This window comes from Bartonella rattimassiliensis 15908 (genome assembly GCF_000278215.1).
Classification (GTDB): Bacteria; Pseudomonadota; Alphaproteobacteria; order Rhizobiales; family Rhizobiaceae; genus Bartonella; species Bartonella rattimassiliensis.
On record NZ_JH725069.1, the window covers coordinates 25,333 to 51,933 of the forward strand.

Annotated in this window: 33 protein-coding genes and 2 tRNA genes; 6 read left to right on the forward strand and 29 right to left on the reverse strand. The window is 39.2% G+C overall.

The window, feature by feature from the left end:
• Positions 1–15 precede the first annotated feature (15 nt).
• From rpsE to rpsL, 23 genes are all read right to left on the reverse strand, one after another.
• Complete coding sequence (gene rpsE / locus MCY_RS07490) at positions 16–564, reverse strand: 30S ribosomal protein S5 (RefSeq protein ID WP_007347768.1); 549 nt, start codon at positions 562–564, stop codon at positions 16–18.
• Positions 565–675: 111 nt separating this feature from the next.
• The gene (gene rplR, locus MCY_RS07495; protein ID WP_007347769.1) at positions 676–1,038 is read right to left on the reverse strand and encodes a 50S ribosomal protein L18; all 363 of its coding nucleotides are present in this window, start codon (positions 1,036–1,038) and stop codon (positions 676–678) included.
• Positions 1,039–1,050: 12 nt separating this feature from the next.
• On the reverse strand, positions 1,051–1,584 hold the full coding sequence (rplF, locus tag MCY_RS07500; RefSeq protein WP_007347770.1) for a 50S ribosomal protein L6: 534 nt from the start codon (positions 1,582–1,584) through the stop codon (positions 1,051–1,053).
• 38 nt (positions 1,585–1,622) lie between these two features.
• Complete coding sequence (gene rpsH / locus MCY_RS07505) at positions 1,623–2,021, reverse strand: 30S ribosomal protein S8 (RefSeq protein ID WP_007347771.1); 399 nt, start codon at positions 2,019–2,021, stop codon at positions 1,623–1,625.
• A gap of 14 nt (positions 2,022–2,035) precedes the next feature.
• Positions 2,036–2,341, reverse strand: a complete 306-nt coding sequence (gene rpsN, locus MCY_RS07510; protein ID WP_007347772.1) for a 30S ribosomal protein S14 — start codon at positions 2,339–2,341, stop codon at positions 2,036–2,038.
• A 24-nt stretch (positions 2,342–2,365) separates the two neighbouring features.
• Complete coding sequence (rplE, locus tag MCY_RS07515; protein WP_007347773.1) at positions 2,366–2,923, reverse strand: 50S ribosomal protein L5; 558 nt, start codon at positions 2,921–2,923, stop codon at positions 2,366–2,368.
• Positions 2,916–3,230: a 50S ribosomal protein L24 gene (gene rplX, locus MCY_RS07520; RefSeq protein WP_007347774.1), complete on the reverse strand. Its 315-nt coding sequence runs from the start codon at positions 3,228–3,230 to the stop codon at positions 2,916–2,918. Before rplX ends, rplE begins: the two co-directional genes overlap by 8 nt.
• 12 nt (positions 3,231–3,242) lie before the next feature.
• Positions 3,243–3,611: a 50S ribosomal protein L14 gene (gene rplN / locus MCY_RS07525; protein ID WP_007347775.1), complete on the reverse strand. Its 369-nt coding sequence runs from the start codon at positions 3,609–3,611 to the stop codon at positions 3,243–3,245.
• A 147-nt stretch (positions 3,612–3,758) separates the two neighbouring features.
• A complete protein-coding gene (gene rpsQ / locus MCY_RS07530) occupies positions 3,759–3,998 on the reverse strand; it encodes a 30S ribosomal protein S17 (protein WP_007347776.1) in 240 nt (79 codons plus the stop codon).
• 12 nt (positions 3,999–4,010) lie between these two features.
• Positions 4,011–4,211, reverse strand: a complete 201-nt coding sequence (gene rpmC / locus MCY_RS07535) for a 50S ribosomal protein L29 (protein WP_007347777.1) — start codon at positions 4,209–4,211, stop codon at positions 4,011–4,013.
• A gap of 12 nt (positions 4,212–4,223) precedes the next feature.
• On the reverse strand, positions 4,224–4,637 hold the full coding sequence (gene rplP, locus MCY_RS07540) for a 50S ribosomal protein L16 (protein ID WP_007347778.1): 414 nt from the start codon (positions 4,635–4,637) through the stop codon (positions 4,224–4,226).
• A gap of 36 nt (positions 4,638–4,673) precedes the next feature.
• Complete coding sequence (rpsC, locus tag MCY_RS07545; protein WP_007347779.1) at positions 4,674–5,384, reverse strand: 30S ribosomal protein S3; 711 nt, start codon at positions 5,382–5,384, stop codon at positions 4,674–4,676.
• Complete coding sequence (gene rplV, locus MCY_RS07550) at positions 5,384–5,773, reverse strand: 50S ribosomal protein L22 (RefSeq protein WP_007347780.1); 390 nt, start codon at positions 5,771–5,773, stop codon at positions 5,384–5,386. Before rplV ends, rpsC begins: the two co-directional genes overlap by 1 nt.
• Positions 5,774–5,775: 2 nt before the next feature.
• Positions 5,776–6,054, reverse strand: coding sequence for a 30S ribosomal protein S19 (rpsS, locus tag MCY_RS07555; protein ID WP_004855734.1), 279 nt, complete (start codon positions 6,052–6,054; stop codon positions 5,776–5,778).
• Positions 6,055–6,069: 15 nt separating this feature from the next.
• On the reverse strand, positions 6,070–6,903 hold the full coding sequence (gene rplB, locus MCY_RS07560; RefSeq protein ID WP_007347781.1) for a 50S ribosomal protein L2: 834 nt from the start codon (positions 6,901–6,903) through the stop codon (positions 6,070–6,072).
• A gap of 21 nt (positions 6,904–6,924) precedes the next feature.
• Positions 6,925–7,218, reverse strand: coding sequence for a 50S ribosomal protein L23 (locus MCY_RS07565; protein WP_007347782.1), 294 nt, complete (start codon positions 7,216–7,218; stop codon positions 6,925–6,927).
• Positions 7,215–7,835 carry a 50S ribosomal protein L4 gene (rplD, locus tag MCY_RS07570; protein ID WP_007347783.1) on the reverse strand — a complete coding sequence of 207 codons (621 nt, stop codon included), beginning with the start codon at positions 7,833–7,835 and terminating at the stop codon, positions 7,215–7,217. Before rplD ends, MCY_RS07565 begins: the two co-directional genes overlap by 4 nt.
• 2 nt (positions 7,836–7,837) lie before the next feature.
• Positions 7,838–8,575: a 50S ribosomal protein L3 gene (gene rplC / locus MCY_RS07575; protein WP_007347784.1), complete on the reverse strand. Its 738-nt coding sequence runs from the start codon at positions 8,573–8,575 to the stop codon at positions 7,838–7,840.
• A 27-nt stretch (positions 8,576–8,602) separates the two neighbouring features.
• On the reverse strand, positions 8,603–8,911 hold the full coding sequence (gene rpsJ, locus MCY_RS07580; protein ID WP_007347785.1) for a 30S ribosomal protein S10: 309 nt from the start codon (positions 8,909–8,911) through the stop codon (positions 8,603–8,605).
• A gap of 61 nt (positions 8,912–8,972) precedes the next feature.
• Positions 8,973–10,148, reverse strand: a complete 1,176-nt coding sequence (tuf, locus tag MCY_RS07585; RefSeq protein WP_007347137.1) for an elongation factor Tu — start codon at positions 10,146–10,148, stop codon at positions 8,973–8,975.
• 63 nt (positions 10,149–10,211) lie between these two features.
• Positions 10,212–12,296 carry an elongation factor G gene (fusA, locus tag MCY_RS07590; protein WP_007347786.1) on the reverse strand — a complete coding sequence of 695 codons (2,085 nt, stop codon included), beginning with the start codon at positions 12,294–12,296 and terminating at the stop codon, positions 10,212–10,214.
• 24 nt (positions 12,297–12,320) lie between these two features.
• On the reverse strand, positions 12,321–12,791 hold the full coding sequence (gene rpsG, locus MCY_RS07595) for a 30S ribosomal protein S7 (protein ID WP_007347787.1): 471 nt from the start codon (positions 12,789–12,791) through the stop codon (positions 12,321–12,323).
• Positions 12,792–12,827: 36 nt separating this feature from the next.
• A complete protein-coding gene (gene rpsL / locus MCY_RS07600) occupies positions 12,828–13,199 on the reverse strand; it encodes a 30S ribosomal protein S12 (RefSeq protein WP_007347788.1) in 372 nt (123 codons plus the stop codon).
• Positions 13,200–13,657: 458 nt separating this feature from the next.
• Between rpsL and xth the strand changes: the two genes are divergently transcribed.
• The 5 genes from xth to MCY_RS07625 all read left to right on the forward strand — a co-directional run bounded on the left by xth (position 13,658) and on the right by MCY_RS07625 (position 17,833).
• Entirely contained in the window at positions 13,658–14,440 is a 783-nt protein-coding gene (gene xth / locus MCY_RS07605) for an exodeoxyribonuclease III (RefSeq protein WP_026088029.1), read from the forward strand.
• A 118-nt stretch (positions 14,441–14,558) separates the two neighbouring features.
• Positions 14,559–15,464, forward strand: a complete 906-nt coding sequence (locus MCY_RS07610) for a transporter substrate-binding domain-containing protein (RefSeq protein WP_007347790.1) — start codon at positions 14,559–14,561, stop codon at positions 15,462–15,464.
• 140 nt (positions 15,465–15,604) lie between these two features.
• The gene (locus MCY_RS07615; RefSeq protein ID WP_007347791.1) at positions 15,605–16,357 is read left to right on the forward strand and encodes an amino acid ABC transporter permease; all 753 of its coding nucleotides are present in this window, start codon (positions 15,605–15,607) and stop codon (positions 16,355–16,357) included.
• A gap of 2 nt (positions 16,358–16,359) precedes the next feature.
• Positions 16,360–17,076, forward strand: a complete 717-nt coding sequence (locus MCY_RS07620) for an amino acid ABC transporter permease (protein WP_007347792.1) — start codon at positions 16,360–16,362, stop codon at positions 17,074–17,076.
• Positions 17,077–17,086: 10 nt separating this feature from the next.
• Positions 17,087–17,833: an amino acid ABC transporter ATP-binding protein gene (locus MCY_RS07625; RefSeq protein WP_007347793.1), complete on the forward strand. Its 747-nt coding sequence runs from the start codon at positions 17,087–17,089 to the stop codon at positions 17,831–17,833.
• 8 nt (positions 17,834–17,841) lie between these two features.
• Here the strand turns inward: MCY_RS07625 and MCY_RS09765 are convergent, their stop codons facing one another.
• From MCY_RS09765 to MCY_RS07655, 6 genes are all read right to left on the reverse strand, one after another.
• The gene (locus tag MCY_RS09765) at positions 17,842–18,081 is read right to left on the reverse strand and encodes a hypothetical protein (protein ID WP_007347794.1); all 240 of its coding nucleotides are present in this window, start codon (positions 18,079–18,081) and stop codon (positions 17,842–17,844) included.
• Positions 18,082–19,245: 1,164 nt separating this feature from the next.
• On the reverse strand, positions 19,246–21,969 hold the full coding sequence (locus tag MCY_RS07635; protein ID WP_007347795.1) for a valine--tRNA ligase: 2,724 nt from the start codon (positions 21,967–21,969) through the stop codon (positions 19,246–19,248).
• A gap of 153 nt (positions 21,970–22,122) precedes the next feature.
• A complete protein-coding gene (locus MCY_RS07640; protein ID WP_007347796.1) occupies positions 22,123–22,686 on the reverse strand; it encodes a DUF2497 domain-containing protein in 564 nt (187 codons plus the stop codon).
• 255 nt (positions 22,687–22,941) lie between these two features.
• Positions 22,942–24,225, reverse strand: a complete 1,284-nt coding sequence (locus MCY_RS07645) for a TolC family outer membrane protein (protein ID WP_482762597.1) — start codon at positions 24,223–24,225, stop codon at positions 22,942–22,944.
• Between the two features lie 54 nt (positions 24,226–24,279).
• Complete coding sequence (locus MCY_RS07650; RefSeq protein WP_007347798.1) at positions 24,280–24,954, reverse strand: protein-L-isoaspartate O-methyltransferase family protein; 675 nt, start codon at positions 24,952–24,954, stop codon at positions 24,280–24,282.
• A gap of 241 nt (positions 24,955–25,195) precedes the next feature.
• Positions 25,196–25,269 (reverse strand) — tRNA-Cys (locus MCY_RS07655).
• A 176-nt stretch (positions 25,270–25,445) separates the two neighbouring features.
• Between MCY_RS07655 and MCY_RS07660 the strand changes: the two genes are divergently transcribed.
• Positions 25,446–25,520, forward strand: a tRNA-Asn gene (locus MCY_RS07660).
• Positions 25,521–26,601 lie beyond the last annotated feature (1,081 nt).

Consider the following 26,601-nt stretch of genomic DNA (forward strand, 5'->3'; position numbering starts at 1 on the left):
TGATAATCTCAGAAACTACCCTTCTACATCAACTAAATGGCGACGACGCGCCTGTAAAGTTGAATATTTTATACCACGCTGAGCAGCAATATCTCTAGGATGCATTTGATTTTTCAATGCATCAAATGTTGCACGAACCATATTATAAGGATTCGACGATCCTAATGATTTTGCAACTACATCCTGCATACCAAGAGCTTCAAAAATAGCACGCATTGGCCCCCCAGCAATAATACCAGTACCAGCAGAAGCTGAACGTAGCAAAACTCGCCCTGCCCCGTGATGACCTTCAAGATCATGATGCAATGTACGCCCAGACCGAAGTGGAACATAAATCATTCCACGCTTTGCAGATTCCGTTGCTTTACGAACAGCTTCTGGAACTTCACGAGCCTTACCATGACCAAACCCCACGCGCCCTTTTTGATCTCCAACAACAACGAGAGCAGCAAAACCAAAACGCCTACCACCCTTTACAACTTTAGCAACACGATTAATATGAACAAGCCTATCGACAAATTCATTATCGCGTTCTTCTCTCTCACCACGTTCTTTTTGTGCCATTCCTCATTCCTTTTTCTTTTCCGGAAGCACGATAAGAAAGTCCCTCATCAAACCGGAAGAACTTAAACGAAATACTCTAAACTCTCCTACCTCATCCATAAATAAGAAACTCTAGAAATTCAAACCACCTTCACGAGCTGCTTCAGCCAAAGCTTTAATTCGACCATGATACACATAGGCCCCACGATCAAAAACTACTTCATTAACACCAGCTTGCTTCGCACGCTCAGCAATTAACCTACCAACGGCGAAAGCAGCTTCTTTATCAGCACCACTCTTTAAAGATTTCTTCAAATCACTTTCAAGAGTAGAGGCTGAAACAAGTGTACACCCCCGTAAATCATCGATAACTTGAGCATAAATGTTCTGATTTGAACGATAAACACTAAGTCGAGGACGATCTTTAGAAACCATTTTAATTCTACGACGAACACGTCTTGCACGACGTCGGATAATGTCCTTAGATGAAATCATACTACAAAATCCTTACTTCTTTTTACCTTCTTTACGGCAGATACGTTCATCCGCATGTTTAACACCTTTACCCTTATAAGGCTCAGGTCTACGATACTCGCGAATTTCTGCTGCAACTTGCCCAACTTGCTGTTTATCAATTCCAGAAACAACAATCTCTGTTGGCTTAGGAACAGTTACAGTAACACCCGATGGAACCTTATAAACCACATCATGCGAAAAACCTAAAGAAAGATGGACATCCTTACCCTGTAAAGCAGCACGATAACCAACTCCATTGATCTCCAACCTCTTTTCAAAACCATCTTTCACACCACAAAAAATATTTTCAATCATTGAGCGTGACATCCCCCATTTAGAACGCGCATCTTTCGATTGATCCCGCGGCATAACTGATATAATATTTTCCTCAAATTTAACCAAGACTTCATCATTAACGATGTAACTTAATTCACCTTTTGGACCTTTTGCTTTAATCAGCTGCCCCTCAACAGTAGCAGTCACCCCAGAAGGAATTGAAATGGGCTTCTTTCCAATACGAGACATTATTCTAACCTACTTTTTCTTCCGTTTTCCTGACATTATTAGAAAACACGACAAAGGAGTTCTCCACCAACATTCTGTTCACGCGCCTCATGATCCGCCATAACACCTTTAGGGGTCGATAAAATCGAAATACCCAAACCATTTGCGACCTGCGGAAGTGACTTAGCAGAAACATATACACGACGACCTGGCTTTGATACACGCGAAATTTCACGAATAGCAGCCAAACTTTCAAAATACTTCAATTCGATTTCAATTTCAGCTTTCCCATTACCTAAATCAACTTGATTATATCCACGAATATAACCTTCCGACTGAAGAACATCAAGAACATGAGCACGAAGCTTTGAAGCTGGAGTAATCACTGTGCTTTTTTTACGATCAAGAGCATTACGCATACGTGTTAACATATCACCAAGAGGATCTGATATAGACATTAAATAATCTCCTCTTACCAACTAGACTTTACAATACCAGGGATATGGCCTACAGAACCAAGTTCCCGCAATGCAATTCGCGACATCTTTAACTTACGATAATAAGCTCGCGGACGACCTGAAACCTCACAGCGATTACGAACACGAACTTTTGCAGAATTACGCGGCAATTTCGCCAATTGAACAGAAGCTTTAAAACGCTCCTCAAGAGAAAGCTTTTGATCCATCACTATTGCTTTCAAACGTGCACGACGTGCAGCATAACGCTTTACCATCACCTCACGACGTTTGTTTTTTTCGACGGCACTTACTTTGGCCATAATTTTACCTCTCTACATTTGCCGTTACGAACGAAAAGGAAAATTAAAAGCACGTAATAGCTCACGAGCTTCATCATCCGTTTTTGCTGTCGTACAAACGATGATATCCATGCCCCAAATTTGATCAACTTTATCATAGTTGACTTCTGGAAACACAATGTGCTCTTTAATACCCATAGCAAAATTGCCACGACCATCAAAGCTTTTGGGATTTAAACCACGAAAATCACGAACGCGCGGAAGAGCAATCGTAACAAGACGATCTAAAAACTCAAACATACGATCTTTACGCAACGTAACTTTAGCCCCAAGAGGCATTCCCTCACGAACCTTAAAAGTTGCAATAGAATTACGCGCACGTGTAACAACGGCCTTTTGGCCTGTTATTAGCCCTAAATCGTCAGCAGCAAGAGAAGGCTTCTTCGAATCAGCAGTCGCCTCACCTATCCCCATATTTACCACAATTTTATCAATCCGTGGAATTTGCATCATATTTTTGTAATTGAACTTTTCTTGAAGTGTTTTACGAATCACCTCAAAATAATGCGCCTTCATACGCGGCATTTGTCTTTCCTCAGCCATTAATCAACTCTCCCGAACGCTTGGCAAAACGCACTTTATTACCATCTGCATTCATACGAAAGCCCACACGTGTAGGTTTACCATCTTTAGGATCAGCAATCGCCAAATTAGACAGATGAATCGGAGACTCCTTAGAAATAATTCCAGCTTCTTGCTTCTGCGTTTGACGTTGATGACGTTTAATCATATTAATCCCACGAACAAACGCCTTATTTTCTTTTGGATTAACTTTAATTACTTCACCACTACATCCTTTATCCTTACCAGATAAAACAACAACCTTATCACCTTTTCGAATCTTCTGCATAACATCTACCCCTTATAGCACTTCAGGAGCGAGAGAGATAATTTTCATATGATTCCGACCACGCAATTCACGAGGAACAGGCCCAAAGATACGAGTTCCAATAGGCTCTTTTTTATTATCTACTAAAACTGCAGCATTACTATCAAAACGAATGACACTACCATCTGAACGACGAATATCCTTAGCGGTACGAACTACAACAGCTTTCATAACATCACCCTTTTTAACACGGCCACGAGGAATAGCATCTTTTACCGAAACAACAATAATGTCACCGACCGAAGCATATTTTCGCTTTGAACCGCCTAACACCTTGATGCACATGACACGACGAGCACCAGAATTATCAGCAACGTCGAGGTTTGTTTGCATCTGAATCATGACTGGCCACCTTTTCTTAATATTTATATCCGATCATGCCCTTAACACATCCGGATTTGCCTGCCAAATAACGATAAAGCTACTGTTTTCAAATCCATCAATAAGAAAAAACCACTGCTAAATTTTAAAACAATAAACTTAAACTAATTACGCTACATTATCCTTTAGAACAATCCAACATTTATCTCTCGAAATTGGTCTAGATTCCTGAATAGAAACTTGATCTCCAATTCTAAATTGGTTGTTTTCGTCATGCGCTTTATAATTTTTAGACTGCCGAACAGTCTTCTTAAGAAGCGGATGAGAATAACGACGCTCAACTTTAACAACAACAGTCTTATCGCTTTTGTCGCTAATAACAACACCCTGCAAAATGCGTTTAGGCATCTCTTAATTTCCTTAAACCTTACTTTCACTTAATCTCTGATGAAGAAAAGTTTTTACACGCGCAATATCGCGACGAACTTGCTTAACGCGTGCAGTCTTTTCTAATTGACCTGTTGCTTTTTGAAAGCGCAAATTAAATTGCTCCTTCTTCAACTTAGCCAATTCATCTTTCATTTGATCGAGCGTTTGCGCCCGTAATTCCGTGGACTTCATCGCTAAACCTCTTTACTCTGCAATACGCTGGATGAAACGTGTTTTTATAGGTAACTTTGCAGCACCTAATCTCAGTGCTTCACGCGCAATATCCTCAGAGACTCCATCAAGCTCAAACATGATGCGCCCAGGAGCAACACGTGCAGCCCAATAATCAACACTTCCCTTACCTTTACCCATACGAACTTCAGTCGGTTTAGATGTAACTGGAAGATCCGGAAAAACACGAATCCACACACGACCAGAACGTTTCATGTAACGTGTAATTGCACGACGTGCCGCTTCAATTTGACGAGCAGTAACCCGCTCCGGCTCAACAGCCTTTAAACCGTAAGCACCGAAATTCAAATCCGTACCACCCTTCGCAGCACCGTGAATACGGCCCTTGAACTGTTTACGGAACTTTGTGCGCTTTGGCTGCAACATTGTTCTCTACTCCAAATTTTAGTTCAATCTCAAAAACTAAGCATTTTCACGACGACGACTCGCTGAAGAACCAGACTGATCGACTTCCGTAGCACGACGCTCTGAAGCCATCGGATCATGCTCAAGAATCTCACCTTTAAAGACCCAAACTTTAATACCACAAATACCATAAGCGGTTTTAGCTTCTGCTGTACCGTAGTCAACATCAGAGCGCAAAGTATGAAGTGGAACACGACCTTCACGATACCATTCCATACGAGCAATTTCAGCACCACCAAGACGACCAGAACAGTTAATACGAATACCTTCCGCACCAAGACGCATAGCAGACTGAACAGCACGCTTCATTGCACGACGAAAAGCAACACGACGCTCTAATTGCTGAGCAATTGATTGCGCAATAATTGTAGCATCAATCTCCGGTTTACGAATCTCCACAATATTCAATGAAGTTTCAGCATTCGTCATTTCTGAAAGTTTACGACGAAGCTTTTCAATATCAGCACCCTTTTTACCAATAATCAAACCAGGACGCGCAGAATGAATCGTAACACGACATTTTTTATGAGGACGCTCAATAACAACCTTAGAAATAGCCGCCTGCTTAAGCTCTTCAAGTACATACGAACGAATTTTTAAATCTTCATGAAGAAGACGACCATATTCACCACTATCAGCATACCAGCGAGAATCCCAGGTACGATTAACACCAAGACGAAGCCCTATTGGATTGATCTTCTGACCCATTATGCGGCCTCCACTTTTTCGATAACTTCACGAACAATAACAGTAAGATGTGAAAATGGACGTTCAATTTTACTAGCACGCCCTCGACCACGAACATGAAAACGTTTCATCACTATCGACTTACCAACATAAGCCTCTGCTACAATAAGCGAATCAATATCAAGATCGTGGTTATTTTCTGCATTCGCAATCGCTGATTCAAGCGTTTTTTTCACAGTACCAGCAATACGCTTGCGTGAAAACATCAAATCAGCAAGTGCCACATTAACTCTTTTACCACGAATCATCGCAGCAACTAAATTAAGCTTTCGCGGACTAACACGAATTGTCCGTGTAACAGCTTTTGCTTCATTCTCTTTAAGCTGGCGCGGAATTTTAGCTTTTCCCATTCCTACTTCCTCTTCGCTTTTTTATCGGCACCATGACCATAATAAGTCCGGGTAGGAGCAAACTCACCAAACTTATGCCCAACCATCTCTTCAGAAACAGAAACAGGAATATGCTTATTACCGTTGTAAACACCAAAAGTTAAACCGACGAACTGCGGCAAAATAGTAGAGCGACGACTCCATATTTTTATAACTTCATTGCGCCCACTTGCACGTACCTTTTCTGCTTTACCAAGAAGATAGCCGTCAACAAACGGACCTTTCCAAACTGAACGAACCACTTTAGACTACCTTTCTCATTTCTTGCGTTGATGACGCGTACGCATAATAAACTTATCCGTAGCTTTATTGGAGCGCGTACGCTTACCTTTCGTAGGTTTACCCCAAGGAGAAACCGGATGACGTCCCCCTGATGTGCGACCTTCACCACCACCATGCGGATGATCAACAGGATTCATAGCAACGCCACGAACATGCGGACGTTTACCACGCCAACGTGACCGTCCCGCCTTACCATCATTAATATTCCCATGATCAGGATTTGAAACAGCACCAACAGTTGCAAAACAGCTGCTAGGCACCAAACGCTGTTCACCAGAATTTAAACGAAGAATAGCCATACCATGATCTCGTCCAACCAACTGCGCATAAGTACCTGCTGAACGTGCAATCTGCCCCCCCTTTCCTGGCCTCATTTCAACATTATGAATAATTGTGCCCACCGGCATATTACCAAGAGGCATAGCATTACCTGGCTTAATATCAACATTCAAACCAGCGATAACAGAATCACCAACACCAAGACGCTGTGGCGCAAGGATATAACTCAATTGCCCATCCTCATAGCGAATCAAAGCAATAAAAGCAGTACGATTGGGATCATATTCCAAACGCTCAACTTTCGCTGAAACATCACGCTTAAGACGCTTAAAATCGACAAAACGATAACTACGTTTATGGCCACCACCTTGAAAACGAGCAGTAACACGACCGCGATTATTACGTCCACCCCTTGAAGACAACCCCTCAGTTAGCATCTTCACAGGCTTTCCCTTATAAAGACAAGAACGCTCTACAATAACAAGCTGACGCTGCCCAGGTGTCGTTGGATTAAATTGCTTAAGTGCCATTATTCCTATCTCCGAGCCTCTTTAAAGACCTGTCGAAACGTCGATACTTTGACCACTGGTCAGAGTTACGATCGCTTTTTTGACATCACTTTGTCGACCAACAATACCTTTGAAACGCTTCAGTTTACCCTTACGAACTATCGTGTTAACCGCTTTAACTTTTACGTTAAAAAGCGCTTCAATAGCAGCCTTAATCTCAGACTTCGTTGCTTTCGGTGCGACATTAAAAGCAACTTGATTATATTCAGAAATCATAGTCGACTTTTCTGTAATAACTGGACTAATAATTATATCATAATGGCGAAGATATGTCATTTAAAACGCTCCTCAAGAGCCTCAACAGCTGCTTTAGACAAAACAAGCTTGCTGCGACGCAAAATATCATAAACATTAATTCCCTGAATAGGCAAAATATCGATATTAGGAATATTAGATGCTGCACGAAAAAAATTAATATCAATCTCTTTACCACCAATCAAGAGAGCATTATTCAATCCAAGCTTAGAAAAATGAGAAACAAGCACTTTTGTTTTAGCATCCTTAACAACTAACTCATCCACAATAATCAAATCTTTTGCTTTTAATTTTGCCGATAAAGCAAGACGCAACCCAAGAGAACGAATCTTTTTAGGAAGATCATGCGCATGGCTGCGGACCACCGGCCCATGTGCTTTACCTCCACCTCTAAACTGTGGTGCACGTGCAGATGAGTGCCGAGCACGCCCAGTTCCTTTTTGTTTAAACATTTTCGCCCCTGTTCGAGACACATCAGACCGCCCCTGGGATTGATGACTTCCCTGCTGACGACGCGCAAGCTGCCAACGAACAACACGTTGTAAAATATCTTCACGTGGAACAAGATCAAAAATAGCTTCAGAAACCTTCAATTTACCAGCTTCATTACCATAAAGAGTTTTAATTACAAGATCCATTATTAGGCTCCCTCAACTTCAGAGGTTTCCGTTCTCGGCGTAACCATTTCCGTTTTCTCTTTCACAAGACGGCGGATACCAGCAGGTCTCGGAGCATTATCAGGAAGACGCTTCTTTACAGCATCCCGCACCAAAATCCAAGAACCTTTAGAGCCAGAAACAGAACCACGTACTAAAATTAAACCACGCTCAACATCGGTAGCAATAACCTCAATATTCTGTGTTGTTACCCGCACTTGCCCCATATGGCCAGCCATTTTTTTACCTTTAAAAACTTTACCAGGATCTTGACACTGTCCCGTAGAACCATGAGCACGATGTGTGATCGAGTTACCATGGGAAGCACGATGCCCACCAAAGTTGTGCCGTTTCATAACACCAGCAAACCCCTTACCAATACTAGTACCCGTCACATCAACTCTTTGTCCTGGAACAAAATGTTCCACCGTAATCTCAGTACCGACATCAAGAAGATTATCGGGACTAACACGAAACTCCGCTATTTTAGCTTTAGGTTCAACAGAAGCCTTAGCAAAATGGCCACGAAGAGCTTGTGAAGTATTCTTAACTTTAGCAAAACCTACACCTAATTGAACAGCAGTATAACCATTCTTCTCGACTGTACGCTGAGCAACGACTTGACAATTCTCCAAACGGAGTACGGTCACTGGCACATGTTCACCAGCATCATTATAAATACGGGTCATGCCCAACTTCTGTGCTATTACACCTGAACGCATCGGGTCTGTTCCTTCTGTCTTCAAACCTCAGAGCTTAATTTCTACATCCACACCAGCAGAAAGATCGAGCTTCATAAGCGCATCCACTGTTTGTGGTGTTGGATCAACAATATCAAGAAGACGCTTATGTGTACGCATTTCAAACTGCTCACGACTCTTCTTATCAATATGCGGTCCACGATTGACCGTAAATTTCTCAATCCGCGTTGGAAGCGGAATAGGGCCACGGACATTTGCACCAGTACGCTTAGCAGTCGACACAATTTCACGCGTCGATGTATCAAGAATCCGATGATCAAACGCTTTCAAACGAATGCGAATATTTTGATTGTTCATGCTCTTTATTTCCCTGTTACACAAAGTGCCTTCAGTAATCAAGACACCCAACAAGCATTATTTATTCAATGATTTTAGAGACGATACCAGCACCAACGGTACGACCACCTTCACGAATAGCAAAACGAAGTTTCTCTTCCATCGCTATCGGAACAATCAAAGACACATCCATCGCAACATTATCTCCCGGCATAACCATTTCCGTTCCTTCCGGAAGCGTAACAATCCCTGTCACATCCGTAGTACGGAAATAAAACTGGGGACGATAATTCGTGAAAAATGGAGTATGACGCCCACCCTCATCTTTCGTCAAAATATAAGCCTCTGCTTTAAAGCGAGTGTGAGGTGTAACGGAACCTGGTTTAGCCAATACCTGACCACGCTCAACCCCTTCACGATCAACACCACGAAGAAGCGCCCCAATATTGTCACCCGCTTGACCTTGATCTAAAAGTTTGCGGAACATTTCAACACCTGTAACCGTCGTTTTGGAAGTTGGACGAATACCAATAATCTCAATTTCTTCACCAACCTTAATAACACCACGCTCAACACGACCGGTAACAACAGTTCCACGACCTGAAATCGAAAAAACATCTTCTATCGGCATCAAAAATGGCTGATCAACAGGTCGCTCAGGGGTCGGAATATAATTATCAACTTCACTCAGTAAAAGACGAACCGCATCTTCACCAATGCTTTTATCCTTATCCTCAAGCGCCGCCAACGCAGAACCCTTAACTATTGGTATATCATCACCTGGAAAATCATATTTGGATAAAAGTTCCCGAACCTCAAGCTCTACAAGCTCCAAAAGTTCTGCATCATCAACCTGATCAACTTTATTCAGAAAAACAACAATCGCTGGAACACCAACCTGACGCGCAAGCAAAATATGCTCGCGTGTTTGAGGCATAGGACCATCAGCCGCAGAAACAACCAAAATCGCACCATCCATCTGCGCAGCCCCTGTGATCATGTTCTTCACATAATCAGCGTGACCTGGACAATCAACGTGCGCATAGTGACGCTTTTCCGTTTCATACTCAACGTGTGCTGTAGAAATAGTAATTCCACGGGCGCGCTCTTCCGGTGCAGCATCAATTTGATCATATGCTTTAAACTCACCAAAAAACTTCGTAATCGCCGCTGTCAACGAGGTCTTCCCATGATCAACGTGACCAATCGTACCAATGTTAACATGCGGTTTTGTACGTTCAAATTTGCTCTTCGCCATTTGAGCTCTCCATTTTCTATCCAAGTCAAGGACTAAATTAAAAATTAATTACACAACCTGAAATTACGCGTATTCCTTTTGAATTTCTAAAGCAACAGCTGAAGGCACAGGCTCGTAATGATCAAATTGCATTGTATACTGCGCACGCCCCTGACTCATAGAGCGAAGGGTATTCACATAACCAAACATATTCGCCAAAGGAACCATAGCATTTACAACCGTTACAATACCGCGTGCCTCAGTTCCTGAAATCTGCCCTCGACGAGAATTGAGATCACCGATAACATCACCAACATAATCATCTGGCGTGACAACTTCCACTTTCATGATTGGCTCAAGAAGCTGTGCTCCAGCCTTCTTCGCTCCATCACGAAAAGCTGCACGAGCAGCAATTTCAAAAGCTAAGACGGAAGAATCAACATCGTGATAACCACCATCAATTAACGTCGCTTTTACACCAAGCATAGGGAATCCCGCAAGAGGCCCCGCCCCCATAACACTTTCAATTCCCTTTTGGACACCTGGAATATATTCTTTAGGAACAGCACCACCAACAATCTTCGACTCAAAAACAAAATCATCACCATCATGAGGCTCGAAAATAATTTTTACACGAGCAAATTGACCGGCGCCGCCCGATTGTTTCTTATGCGTATAATCAATTTCCGCAACTTTAGTAATTGACTCGCGATAAGCGACTTGAGGTTGACCAACATTCGCCTCAACCTTAAATTCACGCCGCATACGATCAACAATAATATCAAGATGAAGTTCACCCATTCCAGCGATAATAGTTTGACCTGACTCCACATCCGATTTAACACGAAATGAAGGATCTTCAGCTGCTAAACGATTAAGAGCAATTCCCATTTTCTCCTGATCTGCTTTTGTTTTTGGCTCAATTGCAATCTCAATAACAGGTTCTGGAAATTCCATCCGCTCCAAAATAACAGGCTTCAAAGGATCGCAAAGAGTATCACCTGTTGTCGTCTCCTTAAGTCCTGCCAGAGCAACAATATCACCAGCAAATGCTTCTTCAATATCCTCACGAGAATTCGAATGCATTTGAAGCATACGCCCCAACCGCTCTCTCTTCTTCTTTACAGTATTTTCAAGAGAAATGCCTTTTTGAACTTTACCAGAGTAAATACGACAGAAAGTCAACGATCCAACAAAAGGATCATTCATAATTTTAAAAGCAAGCATAGCTAGCGGAGCGTCATCAGAAGATTCACGCGTCGTTTCAGATTCAGTCTTCACATCGATACCACTAATTGCAGGGACATCAACAGGAGAAGGAAGATAAGAAATCACAGCATCCAAAAGTGGCTGAATCCCCTTATTTTTAAAAGCTGTGCCACAAAAAACAGGGTGAAACTGAACCCCCACTGTCCCTCGCCGAATGAGAGAAACAAGTTGCTCATTAGTTGGCATAACACCTTCTAAATAAGCCTCCGTAGCAGCCTCATCAACCTCCACAGCCATCTCAATTAATTTTTCGCGATATTCCTCAGCCTTTTCCTTTAAATCAGAGGGAATTTCGCTCTCCACCGCTGAGGCACCAATAGAACCATCCCACTTCAAAGCTTTCATTTCAACAAGGTCAACAACACCTTCAAAATCATTTTCAGCGCCAATTGGCAACTGCAAAACAAGCGCTTTAGCCCCCAACCGAGAACCAACCATTTCTACACTACGATAAAAATCAGCACCTATTTTATCCATTTTATTAACAAACACCATACGGGGCACACGATATTTCTCAGCCTGCCGCCAAACAGTCTCCGTCTGAGGTTCCACACCGGCATTCGCATCCAGCAACGCTATTGCACCATCAAGAACGCGCAAAGAGCGCTCAACCTCAATCGTAAAATCAACATGCCCCGGCGTATCAATAATATTAAAACGGCGCTTCCGACCATCACGCCCCTTCCAAAAGGTCGTTGTCGCAGCAGATGTAATCGTAATGCCACGCTCCTGCTCCTGCTCCATCCAGTCCATCGTGGAAGCACCATCATGAGTCTCACCAACTTTATGGTTCTTACCGGTATAAAACAAAATACGCTCAGTCATAGTAGTCTTACCGGCATCAATGTGCGCCATAATACCAAAATTACGATAATCTTCAATTTTATATTCGCGAGCCATTATATTTGCCTTAGTTCAAAACATCTACCAGCGATAATGAGAAAACGCACGATTAGCTTCAGCCATACGATGAACATCCTCACGTTTCTTCACGGCAGAACCGCGATTATTAGCCGCATCAACCAATTCACCAGATAAGCGCTCGATCATCGTTGTTTCATTTCTACCACGTGCCGCAGTAATCAACCAACGAATAGCAAGCGCCTGTCGACGATCAGGACGAACATCAATCGGAACTTGATAAGTAGCACCACCAACACGGCGTGAACGAACCTCAATATGAGGTGCAACATTCCCTAAAGCCCGATGAAATAGAGCCACAGGATCCGTTTTCATTTTTCTCTCTACAGAATCAAGTGCACCATAAACTATACGCTCTGCAACTGACTTTTTACCATCAAACATAATGGCATTCATAAATTTCATAATGACCAAATCACCAAATTTAGGATCTGGATTAATTTCACGCTTTTCTGCTCTATGACGACGGGACATTAGCTTTGTCTCTCAATATTATTTTTGAACGCTTCATTATTTTGGACGCTTCGCGCCATACTTTGAACGACGCTGCTTGCGATTCTTGACACCTTGTGTATCAAGCAAACCACGAATAACGTGATAACGAACCCCTGGCAAATCCTTCACACGACCACCACGGATCATCACAACAGAGTGCTCTTGAAGATTATGTCCCTCCCCCGGAATATAACCAATCACCTCAAATCCATTTGTCAAACGGATTTTAGCAACTTTACGAAGAGCAGAATTAGGTTTTTTCGGTGTCGTTGTATAAACACGTGTACAAACACCACGCTTCTGCGGATTCGACTGAAGAGCAGGAACCTTATTACGTTTAACTGGCGTTACACGCGGCTTGCGAATCAATTGGTTTACGGTAGGCATACAACCTTCCTCTTTATTAGATCTACATTTGTTTCACCCAATCGGGCTCTTCTATTTTATCCACCCTGATAGAATCAGAATAGATATCTGAGTTTACATATAAAACCGGGCACACCTGCAAAAACAGCTCACCCAACCAAAAGCAGAGAAGGCCATAGCCTTTTGCACTAGAATTTGCTTTTAATCTTCTTAACAGCCGCTTGGATGATTTTTGGAGCATATCCAAAACAACTGATCACTTCCACATCGGTTATGCTTGCTTCTAATAGCGAGAACACGTACATTCGTCAAGAACTAAACAGCAGAAAGTTTTTAAAAATGAAAATAAATTAAATTTTAAAACTTTAAATTTGCTTTTACCAGTATTCTTGATAAATCAATTTACCATAGTAACAGCCCTCTATAAATAAAAAAAGCAGCAAATTAAATTGTACATGTGATATTTAATGATGAGCGCCATGAAAATAGCAACGTGGAATATTGCCGGAATAAAAGCACGACATGAAACATTATATCAATGGCTAAAGCAAAACCAGCCTGACATAGTCTGTCTACAGGAAATTAAAAGTATTGATGAAAATTTTCCACGTGATGCGATTGAAAGTTTAGGCTACCATATAGAAACACACGGACAAAAAAGTTTTAATGGCGTTGCAATTCTTTCTAAAAAAACACCGGATGAAGTGATCCGTCGATTACCAGGCAACAATAATGATGAACAAACACGTTACATCGAAGCCGTTTATTCAACAAACAAGGGTGTTATTCGTGTTGCATCTCTCTATTTGCCAAATGGGAACCCTATTAAGAGTGAAAAATACTCCTATAAGATAGAATGGATGGAAAGGTTATATGCACATGCAAAATTATTGCTCGCGTATGAAGAACCTCTTATTCTAGCGGGTGACTATAATGTCATCCCCACTCCATTAGATGCAAAAAATCCTCAAGAATGGTATCAAGATGCCTTATTTCTTCAACAAACGAGAAAAACATTCCAGCGTATTCTTTATTTAGGCCTTTACGACGCTATCCGAAATGTCACCGATACTCCCTCCTTCAGTTTTTGGGATTTCCAAGCTGGGGCATGGCTTAAAAATAATGGGATTCGTATTGATCATTTACTTTTATCACCAGAAGCTGTTGATCACCTTATTTGCGCTCATACTCAAACAGAATTAAGAGGATATCAAAAACCATCTGACCACGTTCCTGTTTGGATCCACCTTAATATCAATTAAGTAAAGTATAGCTCTCATTTCATTAAACAATAAAAAAATCCACTCAGAATAATAACTGTGCTATACCATGCAAACATTATATCTTAGACAACTAAAATAAATGAATGGAGGATATAAAATGAAGAAATCATTGTTAATATTTATTACGGCAACAGCCATTGGCCTCACAACTGTCGCACATGCTGAACATGATACCCTTGAAAAAATAAAACAAACAGGGGAAATTACTTTAGGTGTCCGTGAATCATCGGGGTTAGCCTACGTCCTTGGTAATAATAAATATGTAGGTTTTCATACAGAAATGGCAGAACGCATCATTGATGATATTTCAAAAAAAATTGGTAAACCAATTAAAATTCATTATCTTCCCATCACTTCTCAAAATAGAATTCCTCTCTTAAAAAATAAAACCTATGATTTTGAGTGCGGCTCAACAACAAATGATCTTTCTCGCAATAAAGAAGCAGCATTTGCTTATACAACATACGTTGAAGAAGTTCGGATTGCTGTAAAGAAAAACTCTAATATTCAATCTCTTGACGATTTAAATGGAAAAACAGTTGCAACGACCACCGGGACAACATCTGTTCAACTTATTCGTAAAAACAAACGTGCAAAAAACATTCATTTTAAAGTCGTCAAAGGAAAAGATCACGGAGATAGTTTCTTATTACTCGAATCTGGTCGTGCCGATGCATTTGTTATGGATGCTTCAATTCTTGCTGGACATATTGCAAAATCAAAAAATCCATCTGATTATGTCATTCTTGACACCGTACTATCAGTTGAACCCATCGCTTGCATGCTTAGATTACATGACAAAAACTTTGAACAAGCCATTAACGATAGCATCCTACGTCAGATTAAAGACGAATCACTTGAAAATCTTTATAATAAGTGGTTTATGAAACCGATTCCTCCTGCTAATACTGTTATGAACCTTCCCTTATCACAAAAAACAAAATATGCTTGGGATCATCCAAACAATAGGCCTCGGGAAAGCTATAAAGAAAAAGATTTATAGAATTTGAAAAGAAAAACCACACTCTTTTAAAATTGAGTGTGGTTTATATTTTAGTTCACTTTTTAATAAATTCCGCCTATGCAGATACGCTTGACTCATTGTCCTATTTGTGAATGACCAATTTGAAGGAGTATTAATGAATGGACTTTTCTTTCCTTTGTAGGGATGATCTGACTCAAACACTGGTAACAGGATGCTTAGGTACTTTCGGCGTGAGTCATACCTATTTAGACACACTTCTTGATGGCTTAAAAAATACGGTTATATTGTCCATTACTTCACTTCTATTAGCGGTATTGTGCGGTATTATTATAGGAACAATGCGCACTTTACCTAAAACATCCGTCACTAATTGTATATTTCGCATTATCGGGACTATCTGGGTAGAGATTATGCGTAACATTCCCCTCCTTGTACAGGTATTTTTATGGTATTTTGTTGTTCCTAAAATTTATCCACCAGCGATGAAATTTTCCCCTATTCTCTTAATAACATGTGCGTTGGGATTCTTTACATCTGCACGCATTGCAGAACAGATTCGTTCAGGAATTGAAGCTATTCCTTCTGGACAACGCTATGCTGCTATGGCAATGGGATTTACAACTTATCAAAGTTATCGTTATATTGTACTTCCGTATGCTATACGCACAATTATGCCCCCGCTTACTTCAGAAGCAATGGGGATTGTAAAAAACTCATCTATAGCATTCGCCGTTTCAATAAATGAGCTCATGCAATTTCAATACCAAGCAATTGAAGAGATAAGTCATGTTTACGAAAACTATTTGCTTGTTACGATTCTTTATATTCTTATAGCTTTAATCGTATTTGTTGTAATGACAGTTATTGAGAAAATGATCAAAATTCCTAGCTCTCAAACAAAGGTAAATTGAATATGATGAATTTCATAAGTTCTCAGTTTGGACTTTATTTCCCTTTCAATTTTTCTGACTTTGATTTTTCCTTTTTTACCTTTGATGTATTTCGTTCTTACATTTTATCAGGTTTACTCTTTAGCGTTTTTCTAACTCTTGTTGCAACAGTATTAGGATTTGTTTTCGGCACTCTTTTAGCCATGATCCGCCTTTCTTCTATAAAACTTCTTTCTTGGTTTGCAATCATTTACATAACAGCTATGCGTTCAATACCACTTGTGATGGTTATCTTATGGTTTTTCGTGCTCCTACCTTTTTTAACGGGTACATCTATCGGCGCCAATAAATCAGCACTCATTACCTTTACTGCATTTGAAACTGCTTATTTTGCTGAAATTATGCGTGCTGGTATAAATTCAGTTCCGCAAGGACAAAAATACGCGGGACAAGCTCTTGGAATGACCTATTGGCAAAGTATGTACATTGTCATTCTTCCTCAAGCCTTTAGAGATATGCTTCCAGTCTTTTTAACACAAGTCATTATTCTTTTTCAGGACACAACCCTTGTTTATGCCATCAGTGGCCATAGCCTTTTGAATGGTTTTGATATTGCTGCTAATAATTTTGGCGTAAAGCAAGAAGCTTATATCTTGGCAGCTATTTTCTATTTTGTTATCTGTTTTACACTATCACAAATCGTTTTGTATTTACAAAAAAAAGTATCTATCATTCGCTAACGAGAAAAAAATGTCTACTCATATGATCGAAATAAAAAATGTTTCTAACTGGTATGGCGAAATTCAAGTTCTTAAAAATTGTACAACCAATATTAATAAAGGAGAAGTCGTCGTCGTTTGTGGACCATCAGGATCAGGAAAGTCAACACTCATTAAAACCATTAACGCTCTCGTCCCTTTTCAAAAAGGTGAAATTTGGGTTAATGGAATACCAGTTCATTCAAAACAAACGAATTTGCCTAAATTACGGAGTCAGGTGGGAATGGTATTTCAACATTTCGAGCTTTTCCCACATTTATCTGTCACAGAAAATTTGATAATTGCACAAATCAAAGTTCTAAAACGAAGCAAAAAAGAAGCACTTGAACGTGGTTTATTGTATCTTGAACGCGTTGGACTCATTGAACATAAAGATAAATATCCTGGTCAACTTTCTGGAGGGCAACAGCAACGTGTTGCTATTGCGCGTGCTTTAACCATGGATCCACTTGTTATGCTTTTTGATGAACCAACCTCTGCTCTAGATCCTGAAATGGTAGGTGAAGTACTCGATGTCATGATCAATTTAGCAGAAGAAGGTATGACGATGATTTGTGTAACACACGAAATGGGTTTTGCACAAAAAGTTTCAAAACGTGTTATTTTCATAGATCAAGGAACAATTCTTGAAGACTGTTCATCTAAAGAATTCTTCTCTGATCCACAAGCGAGAGCACTAAGAACACAAGAATTTTTATCTAAAATTCTAAGTCATTAGCCATTATATCATAAAAAAATTATCTCTTCTATAAACTTGGACATAAGAAAACAAAGTTTAACAGATGGGAGAATGTAAAAAACATTAGAAATGAGTAAATTTCCTGTACATCTCTCAAATTCATTATAAAGAGCAAGAGCTCGCTCTTGCAACGAATGAATCCAGTTTCTGTCTTTGATGTTAGCTTTTTTATAGGCTGCAGTTAATATTGCTGTCCCGCAGATAATTTTCCCTTCTTGAAGCAACATGTTTCCAAGAATCCCTTATGGCGAAAGGATTTCTTTTCTTACTAAAAATTAAAACCATCGTGCTGCCTGTGTAGGATCCTACTCCCTTTCCTCTCCCTTTAAAAATATTTTTTCTAAATGATATTCAGCTTTAGAACTTTTGTAGTTCACTGCAACCTGTATACAAAAAGATGAGTAGCAAAAAAGGATTAGAATTACAGGTAATTGAGGGATATTTTTATATACACCCTAAGTTTAGCCAATGCATTAGAAACATAACTTTCATTTTCTGAATCAAGATTAGCATTTTTTTCAACGATCTATGCAAAAGAATGATATGTCTTGTAATCATCTTTAGAGATATCATCACCACCCTTTGCATAGATATAGCCCTATTTCCAATTCTTACCAACATGGCCACTCTTAACAGCACAACATAGCGCTGAAATAACCTGATTTATCTGCCCATTTTTATAAGCAGACACGCCACATTTCAAAAATAAAAGACAAATAAATCAACACTATCCAAAATGTTCAATAAAGTTAAACATCCATTTCATATACAACAAATTGATTTTTTTAATATAAATCACCAATCTATATTTTATAACACACCATTTAATATTCTAGAATTTATTTACCTTAAAAATTTATACGAAAGAGTAAGAATCATTCAATAAAATAACGTGTACATTGAATAGCAAGTTTGAGAGCCAAGAAAATACATGACGCATGGTAAGCGTTTAGATATCAAAACAATCCGAAAAGACAGATAAATATAATAATGATAGTTAACTTATAACTTCACGACTTTCGGCACCACCTTAAAAAAAAAGTTTCTCACTACCATTAATCTATAAATAATATTGATTTTTATCAAATGGATTCTACCTGATATCATTTTACATGAAGCTACTTTATAAGTTTTACACACGCCCCCTCCCTCAAAACACTTACCGCAATACATAAAAAAAAAATACCACATGTGTAATGTCATATCCCTTATAGCACTACCCTCAATGATGATATTTCACAAAATAATAGGACAAACACAAAGATGGACCTCAAGAAATATTTTATAATTACGTTCATGAAAAACTGACAAAAGAAAAGTTTTCTTTAAAGGAAACCTCTACCAAACCATAATAGCGTGAAATCATGCATCAAAAAAACAAAAAGTTGGCATCAACCTAACCTCTCTAAAGCAATATATATTTTCTTCTGCGCAGCACGTAACTCCACAACCCTATTCCGTTCGCTCTCAATAATTTCTGCTCTTGCATTTGCGATAAATTTTGGATTATTTAACTTAAGTGATATTTTTTCAATATCTTGTTCAATTTTAGTTACATCTTTTCTCAAACGGACACGTTCAGCTTCCAAATCAATCAACTCTCCTAATGGCAAACAAAAAACAGCCTCTCCCAAAATTATTTGTGCTGACACTTCCGGAACTTTATCAGAGAAATAAATGACTTCAATACGCGCTAACCTTTTAAGAAGCGTATCATAACGTTGCACACGCTCTCGCGTTATTTCCCCTCCTTCAACAACAACAAGAGGTGCTTGTGTAACCGCTGGAATATTCATTTCAAAACGCACAGACCGAATCCCAATAACAACATCAATAAGCCAATTAATATCAGCAGCAGCCTCTTCATCTGTAAATGTTCCCTCTGGCCATTTAGTCAATGCAAGCATATCCTTACGCTTGATTGCTTGCGTTTCTGTAAGAGACCACAACTCCTCTGTCAAATGAGGCATAAAAGGATGCAGAAGCTTATAAACTTCATCTAAAACCCAAGCAGTACAAGCTTGAGCCTCATTTTTAGCATCTTCATCTTCACCCTGAAAGAGTGGCTTGAGAAGTTCCAAATACCAGTCACATAGTGTATTCCAAATGAAACGATAAAGTGTGGCAGCAGACTCATTAAATTTATAGTGTTCAATACCAGTTGTCACTGCTGAAATCGTTTTAGATAACTCCGTTAAAATCCAACGATTAAGCGCTAATTTTGCTTGTTCTGGTTTAAAGGTTGGATCATGCTTCACACCATTCATCTGTGCAAATCGGGTAGCATTCCACAATTTCGTAGCAAAATTCCGATAACCAGCAATACGGGAAGTATCGAGTTTCACATCACGACCTTGCGCTGCCATAATAGCCAAAGTAAAACGTAATGCATCAGCACTATACTGATCAATAAGCTCTAAGGGATCAATAATATTTCCCTTTGATTTTGACATTTTTGCACCCTTTTGATCCCGTACAAGAGCGTGCACATAAACCGTTGGGAAAGGAACATCACCCATAAAGTGAAGCCCCATCATCATCATACGAGCAACCCAGAAAAAAATAATATCAAATCCTGTCACGGATAAAGATGTTGGATAAAAAGTAGATAACTCAGTCGTTTTATCTGGCCATCCTAATGTTGAAAAAGGCCAAAGAGCTGATGAAAACCAAGTATCTAAAACGTCTTGATCACGGATTAACTCAACAACTTTCCCATAGTGAGCAAAAGCCGAATCTAAAGCCTCTTTTTCGCTTTTTTCCACAAAAACCGTTCCATCAGGACCGTACCAAGCAGGAATCTGATGTCCCCACCATAATTGGCGAGAAATGCACCAAGGTTGAATATTTTGCATCCAATTGAAGTAGGTTTTTTTCCAGCTATCAGGAACAAACTGTGTTTTTCCTCGTTGAACAGCTTCTATTGCTGGCTTTGCTAATTCAGCAGCATGAACATACCATTGATCTGTTAAAAAAGGTTCGATAGGGACTCCACTGCGATCCCCATGAGGAACCATATGGGAATAATCATCAACAGAAGCTAAATATCCGCGTTCTTTCATCAAAGAAACAATCTTCTGGCGCGCAACAAAACGATCAGATCTATCGAGATTTTCTACTAACATTTTTAATTCATCTGATAAAGTCAAACCATCAAAAAACGCTTCATTCTCACGGAGATAAATCTCAGCTTTTGGGGTAAAAATATTGATCAAGCGTAAATGATTACGCTGCCCCACTTCAAAGTCATTAAAGTCATGAGCCGGCGTAATTTTGACAGCACCACTTCCAGCTTCAGGATCAGCATGGCTATCACTAACAATTAATAACCTACGACCAACAAGCGGCAAAAGAGCATTTTTATCTATAAGATTTTTATAACGTCCATCTTCGGGATTAACAGCAATTCCTGTATCACCAAGCATTGTTTCTGGTCGTGTTGTCGCCACCGTTATAAAAGTTGTAGCATCATTTGGATCGAAATTTTTCCCCTCAAGTGGATATCTAAAGTACCACAAATGTCCTTGAACTTCTTTTTGCTCAACCTCAAGATCCGAAATAGCCGTTAACAATTTAGGATCCCAATTGACGAGGCGCTTATCCCTATATATCAACCCTTGTTTATAAAGCGTAACAAAAACTTCATGAACAGCCTGCGATAACCCTTCATCCATTGTAAACCGTTCACGCGACCAATCACATGAAACGCCAAGGCGACGCAACTGGTTTGCAATAACGCCTCCAGTTTCATAACGCCATTCCCAAACACGCTCAATAAACTTCTCTCTTCCCATTTCTTGACGTGTTGGCTCTTGACGTTCTGCAAGCTGACGCTCTACAACCATTTGTGTAGCAATCCCAGCATGATCCATACCAGGCTGCCACAACACATTTCTACCACGCATCCGCTGAAATCTAACCATTATATCTTGAATTGTCGTATTAAGCGCATGCCCCATATGAAGTGAGCCTGTAACATTAGGAGGTGGAAGCATAACGCAAAAAGGCTCTGCACCACTTTTAGAATCCACTCCGGCTTTAAAAGCGCCACGAGTCTCCCATCTCTTTGCAACCCGTTGCTCTATGGAAGCAGCATCATAGTTTTTTTCTAACATTCCATCCATCCATAATGGCGCTAAAAAACACAATATATAAATATGATAAAAATCTAATCAAAATCCCGACATCTGACTCATTAGGAAATCGGTAAAACTGCAAACAAAGTTTTTATCAAATAAAAAACATAAAAAATAATGCCAAGGAAATAATCAAGATGATTTTTTAATTGCCTTCACAATCTCTTCACGTAAAATATCTTCTAGTAAAATAGGCAATTTAGACTGTAACCACTCTGCTATAGCCGGACGTAGCACATCTTTTGCAATTTTCTCTGCAGAAGAGATACAATATGCAGATAATTCCACTCGACCAGCTCCTCCTCCTTCTGACTGCAATTTTCTTATATCATCTTCATATTCTTTTGCTTTATAAACAGAATTCCGTTCTTCAGAAGAAAGCTTCATCTTTTGCACATCCATAACTGTATTATTTTCCGCCTCTGTACTCTCTTTCTCTTGTATTATTTTTTCCCCTTTATTTTCAGAAGAAAGACCAATACGATCAGCTAAAGCTTTCATAGCATCATCAACCGATAAGGTTGTATCATAAGCATCTCCGGATGCAACTTCTGAACGATCTTCGGAAGTATTTATTGCAACATTTTCATTAAAAAAGTGATCAGATTGAACCGCATTTTCTTCGATTATTTCACGAATAGATGTTAAAATTTCATCCATACTTGGCTCACGTAACACGCTTGAACTCTGTACCATACTTTACAACCTCTCAAAGACGCACAACAAACAGAATCATATTTTCAGTGTATGCAAAAGAATCATAAGATCAACACACCTTTCATGATATTTTCAAATATGCTTGTCATAAAGAGGGCGCTACACACAATTTTCTGCATTTAAAAATAATATATCACCGCTTTATTTTTCAACATATCCAACTATTGATTTACTTATCTTTTAAAAACTAAAATAATTTAAGATTAAAGAACTATTTTTATGCATTATCGGATTCTATTGCACTGTTTTTAAACCTAAATAACGTGCCGTCAATTTACCAATAGATGATTGCACACTATAGCTTGCCACAACAGCGTTCCGCTCTGCCATTGTAAGCGCAATCTGAGCATTAATCAATTGAGTACGAGAATTTAAAACATCCAATGTCGTTGCTTGTCCTACACGATTTTCTTGAACACGCCCTTTAAGAGCAATTTCAGCAGCACGCACACTTTCACGGTAAGCAATAACAGATGCGCGTGCGCTCTCCAATTGAAACCAAGCTGAAGTAAGTGCTTGTCTCGTATTACTATACGCCAAATCGAGCTGAAGCTGCGCCTGTCCGAGTTGTTCCCTCGATTGGCGAACCTGTGCAGACGTACGCCCTCCTTCAAAGATCGGAACACTCACTGATACCCCTATTGATTTAGAGACTCCATCTTCTCCAATACCACTATAAATTCGATTATAAGACGCCGTCGCAGAAAAATCAATTTTAGGAAGCAATGCCCCTTCTTTCACCTTTACATTATACATACACACATCGACTAAATATTTGGCATAAAGGATCGCTGGATGCATCACAGCACTCATCTGATAAGCTATATCAAGGTTGGCAGGAAAATCTTTAGCGACAGGTGGATGTTTTAACTTTTCAGGATCAGAACCAATAACTTGTCGATACACTGCCTCTGCTGCCTTTACATCAGCATGAGCTAGACTCAACTCTGAAACTGCCACAGAACGTGCTGCTTGGGCTTGAGCAAGATCAACACGTCCTCCCTCACCCACATCAAATTTTGCTTGATCGGAACGAACTTGCTCTTCAAGAGCTGCTAAATTTTCTCTCCGAAGATCAGCAACACGACGTGCTTGATAGACATTAGCATAAGCTATTGCCGTTTCCAAAAACGTATTTTGCTCAGCATTTCGAAGATATTCCCGTTGAGCTTGCAATTTAACTTGAGCTGAAGAAAAGATATTTTGTGTGATGAAACCGTCAAATAACCTTTGATTTAATCTCACACCTATAGATCCAGAAGTGATATAAGGGCCTGTAAAAGATTTATTCCGCCCATAGCTCCCAATCCCTTCAATTTGTGGTAATAGCCCTGACCGTGCAATGACAACATCATCACTGGATATACGCACAGCCGCACGTTCACTGTTCAATTTAGCATTGTGTTTATAAGCCTTAGAAAAGGCATCCATCAATGTTTCAGCACAAGTAGTCTTTGATAATAAAATACTCAACACCAGTAATAAACATACCTGAAACTTCTTGTTTACTTTAAACACAATACACCCCAAATAAATTGTAAAACTATCCTTTATCGATCAAATAAACAAGCACTAAAATACGAAACCAGATCTTTTTAAAAAACAAGGAAGAGGCTTCACAGCGAGATTAAAAGCACGACGTACCGAAATGATTCCATCTTCTTTTATATAGATTTGTGCAACAGCAGCATTTCCATATCCTTCAACCACAACAAGGCGTCCACTGTCTCTCATTTGATCAAAGATAGCTTGTGGAATAAAATCAACAGATCCCTCAAAAAAAATCACATCATAAGGTCCCTCAACGGCATATCCCTGCTCTAATGGACCATGAATCACAACCACATTATCACATTGATGACGTTTTAAAGCTTCAAGAGCACATTCAAAAAGAGCTTGATTACTTTCCAATGCAATCACAAACCCTGCAAGTTTTGAAAGCAAAGCCGCACAATAACCACTATTTGCACCAATATCTAAAACAATATCTGATGATTTTATAGCAGCAAGTTGTAGTAATTTCGCTAGAGATGCAGGCTTCATCAAATAGCGTGTAGGGATTTCATCTTGCACTGGACACAGAACAATATCAGTATCAAGATAGCTTAATGCTTTTATATCTTCGGATACAAAATTTTCACGAGACACCGTTAAAAACGCTTCAAGAACTGATAAATCCGTTACATCAACTGTACGAATTTGATTATCAACCATTTTGCGACGAAGCTCAGCAAAATCTGCAACCATAACGACTATTTTCTCCTAACCTACAAAAAACAAACAAAACAGCGACAATATAGAACAAAAACCTCTTAAATTATGGATGTCACAAAAAAGGATGCTACAGTCAACAATCAGATTCTACAGATTCTAACTGCACGATTTCTCATATAAAAAATGTCTTTACAATTATAAAGGGAAACGATCTATTTTTCTATACCTCATCTCCCCTAAAAGTTCCCTAAAGGCCGTTTTATTTAAAATCGGCTGGAGGCCTCGCCCGGAATCGAACCGGGATACAAGGATTTGCAGTCCTCTGCGTAACCATTCCGCCACGAGGCCTCGTCAACAATTATAAAAGTCTCAATAAGCGAAGGCACTGCATCCGTCAAGGTGTAGATATCTTCTCCAGTCTTTTTTCCTCTTATTTATCATATTTTTTAAAAAAAAGTAATTTTACTCTTTGCAAATCAGTATTGCTTTGCTATAGCCTCTTTAGTTAAATAATTAGGTGTTATTCCCCGGTAGCTCAGCGGTAGAGCAACCGGCTGTTAACCGGTTGGTCGCTGGTTCGAATCCGGCCCGGGGAGCCACTTCTTTTTTTATTAAGAATAGCTTATTGGTTTTTTTTAGTGTTTTTCCTATGAGGGATGATAAAGTTAAGGGAATAGGATTCTAGTACTCTCTTTTCTCAAATGTATTTCTTTATTAATTTTTTTTAGTGATTTTTTAAATTCTACTAAGTTTTCTTATGAAAAACACTTCAAATTTTTAACAAATATACCAATCATTTCATAACTCAACAGATCAGAAAATTTAAGGATGAAGCTCTTGCCAGTCGGTATCGATTTATCTTCTTAAATGAGCTGCTGTCTCTTAATTTAAAGTGTAGAATTTCATGATCTTTCCCCTTATCCAATCAGAACAGACTTTTTACCAATCTCTACGTCTAAAAAACGTTCTGAGTGATCAATACGAAATTACGTAAAGCTTTTCCAAATGGCGTAAACATTTAAAAAATCCTATTAGAAAAACTCACAAGTGATTCTAACATAAATTCTCAGGCTTTCGTTAACTGCTTTTTCACGATAAAAATCCTAATTTTTTAAAAACCGCTGTTTTTAATGTGCAAAACATTGTCAAATTTCTTAAAAGATCATGCTGTTGTTTTTGATAAGATCAAACACCTTATTTAAAGACGCATAAATCATTATAGATTACTTTCATAAAAATGCAAGATATTGATTTATAAATCATAATCTATCATTTTATATATTCAATCACAACCACAAATATTGTAAGCTTCTATTATTTTAAACCTAACTATGTTGAATCAACAAAAATTACTTTCTTGCACATCAAAAGTGGGGTTAGCAAGGAGGCAAAACACAACAAAAAGGGGTAAAAATGCCTCTCATAAACCATCTCAAGTTTAAGGGATTTTGCAAACTCAAAGACGTCGCACCACTCAAGATCTGAATAAACGAGTGTGATAGTAACAACTTGATCTTTGTATTATCCATAAAAAATAGGGAGAATCTATAAATTTTATATTATCATGGAGGGACTTTATCGTTAATTCTTTATAGGCAGCATCGCGAAATGAGTATGACGAGCAGATATATCTCTTTTTAAAAATCATACCAATGTGCAACACAATGGCATCCTGTCTTG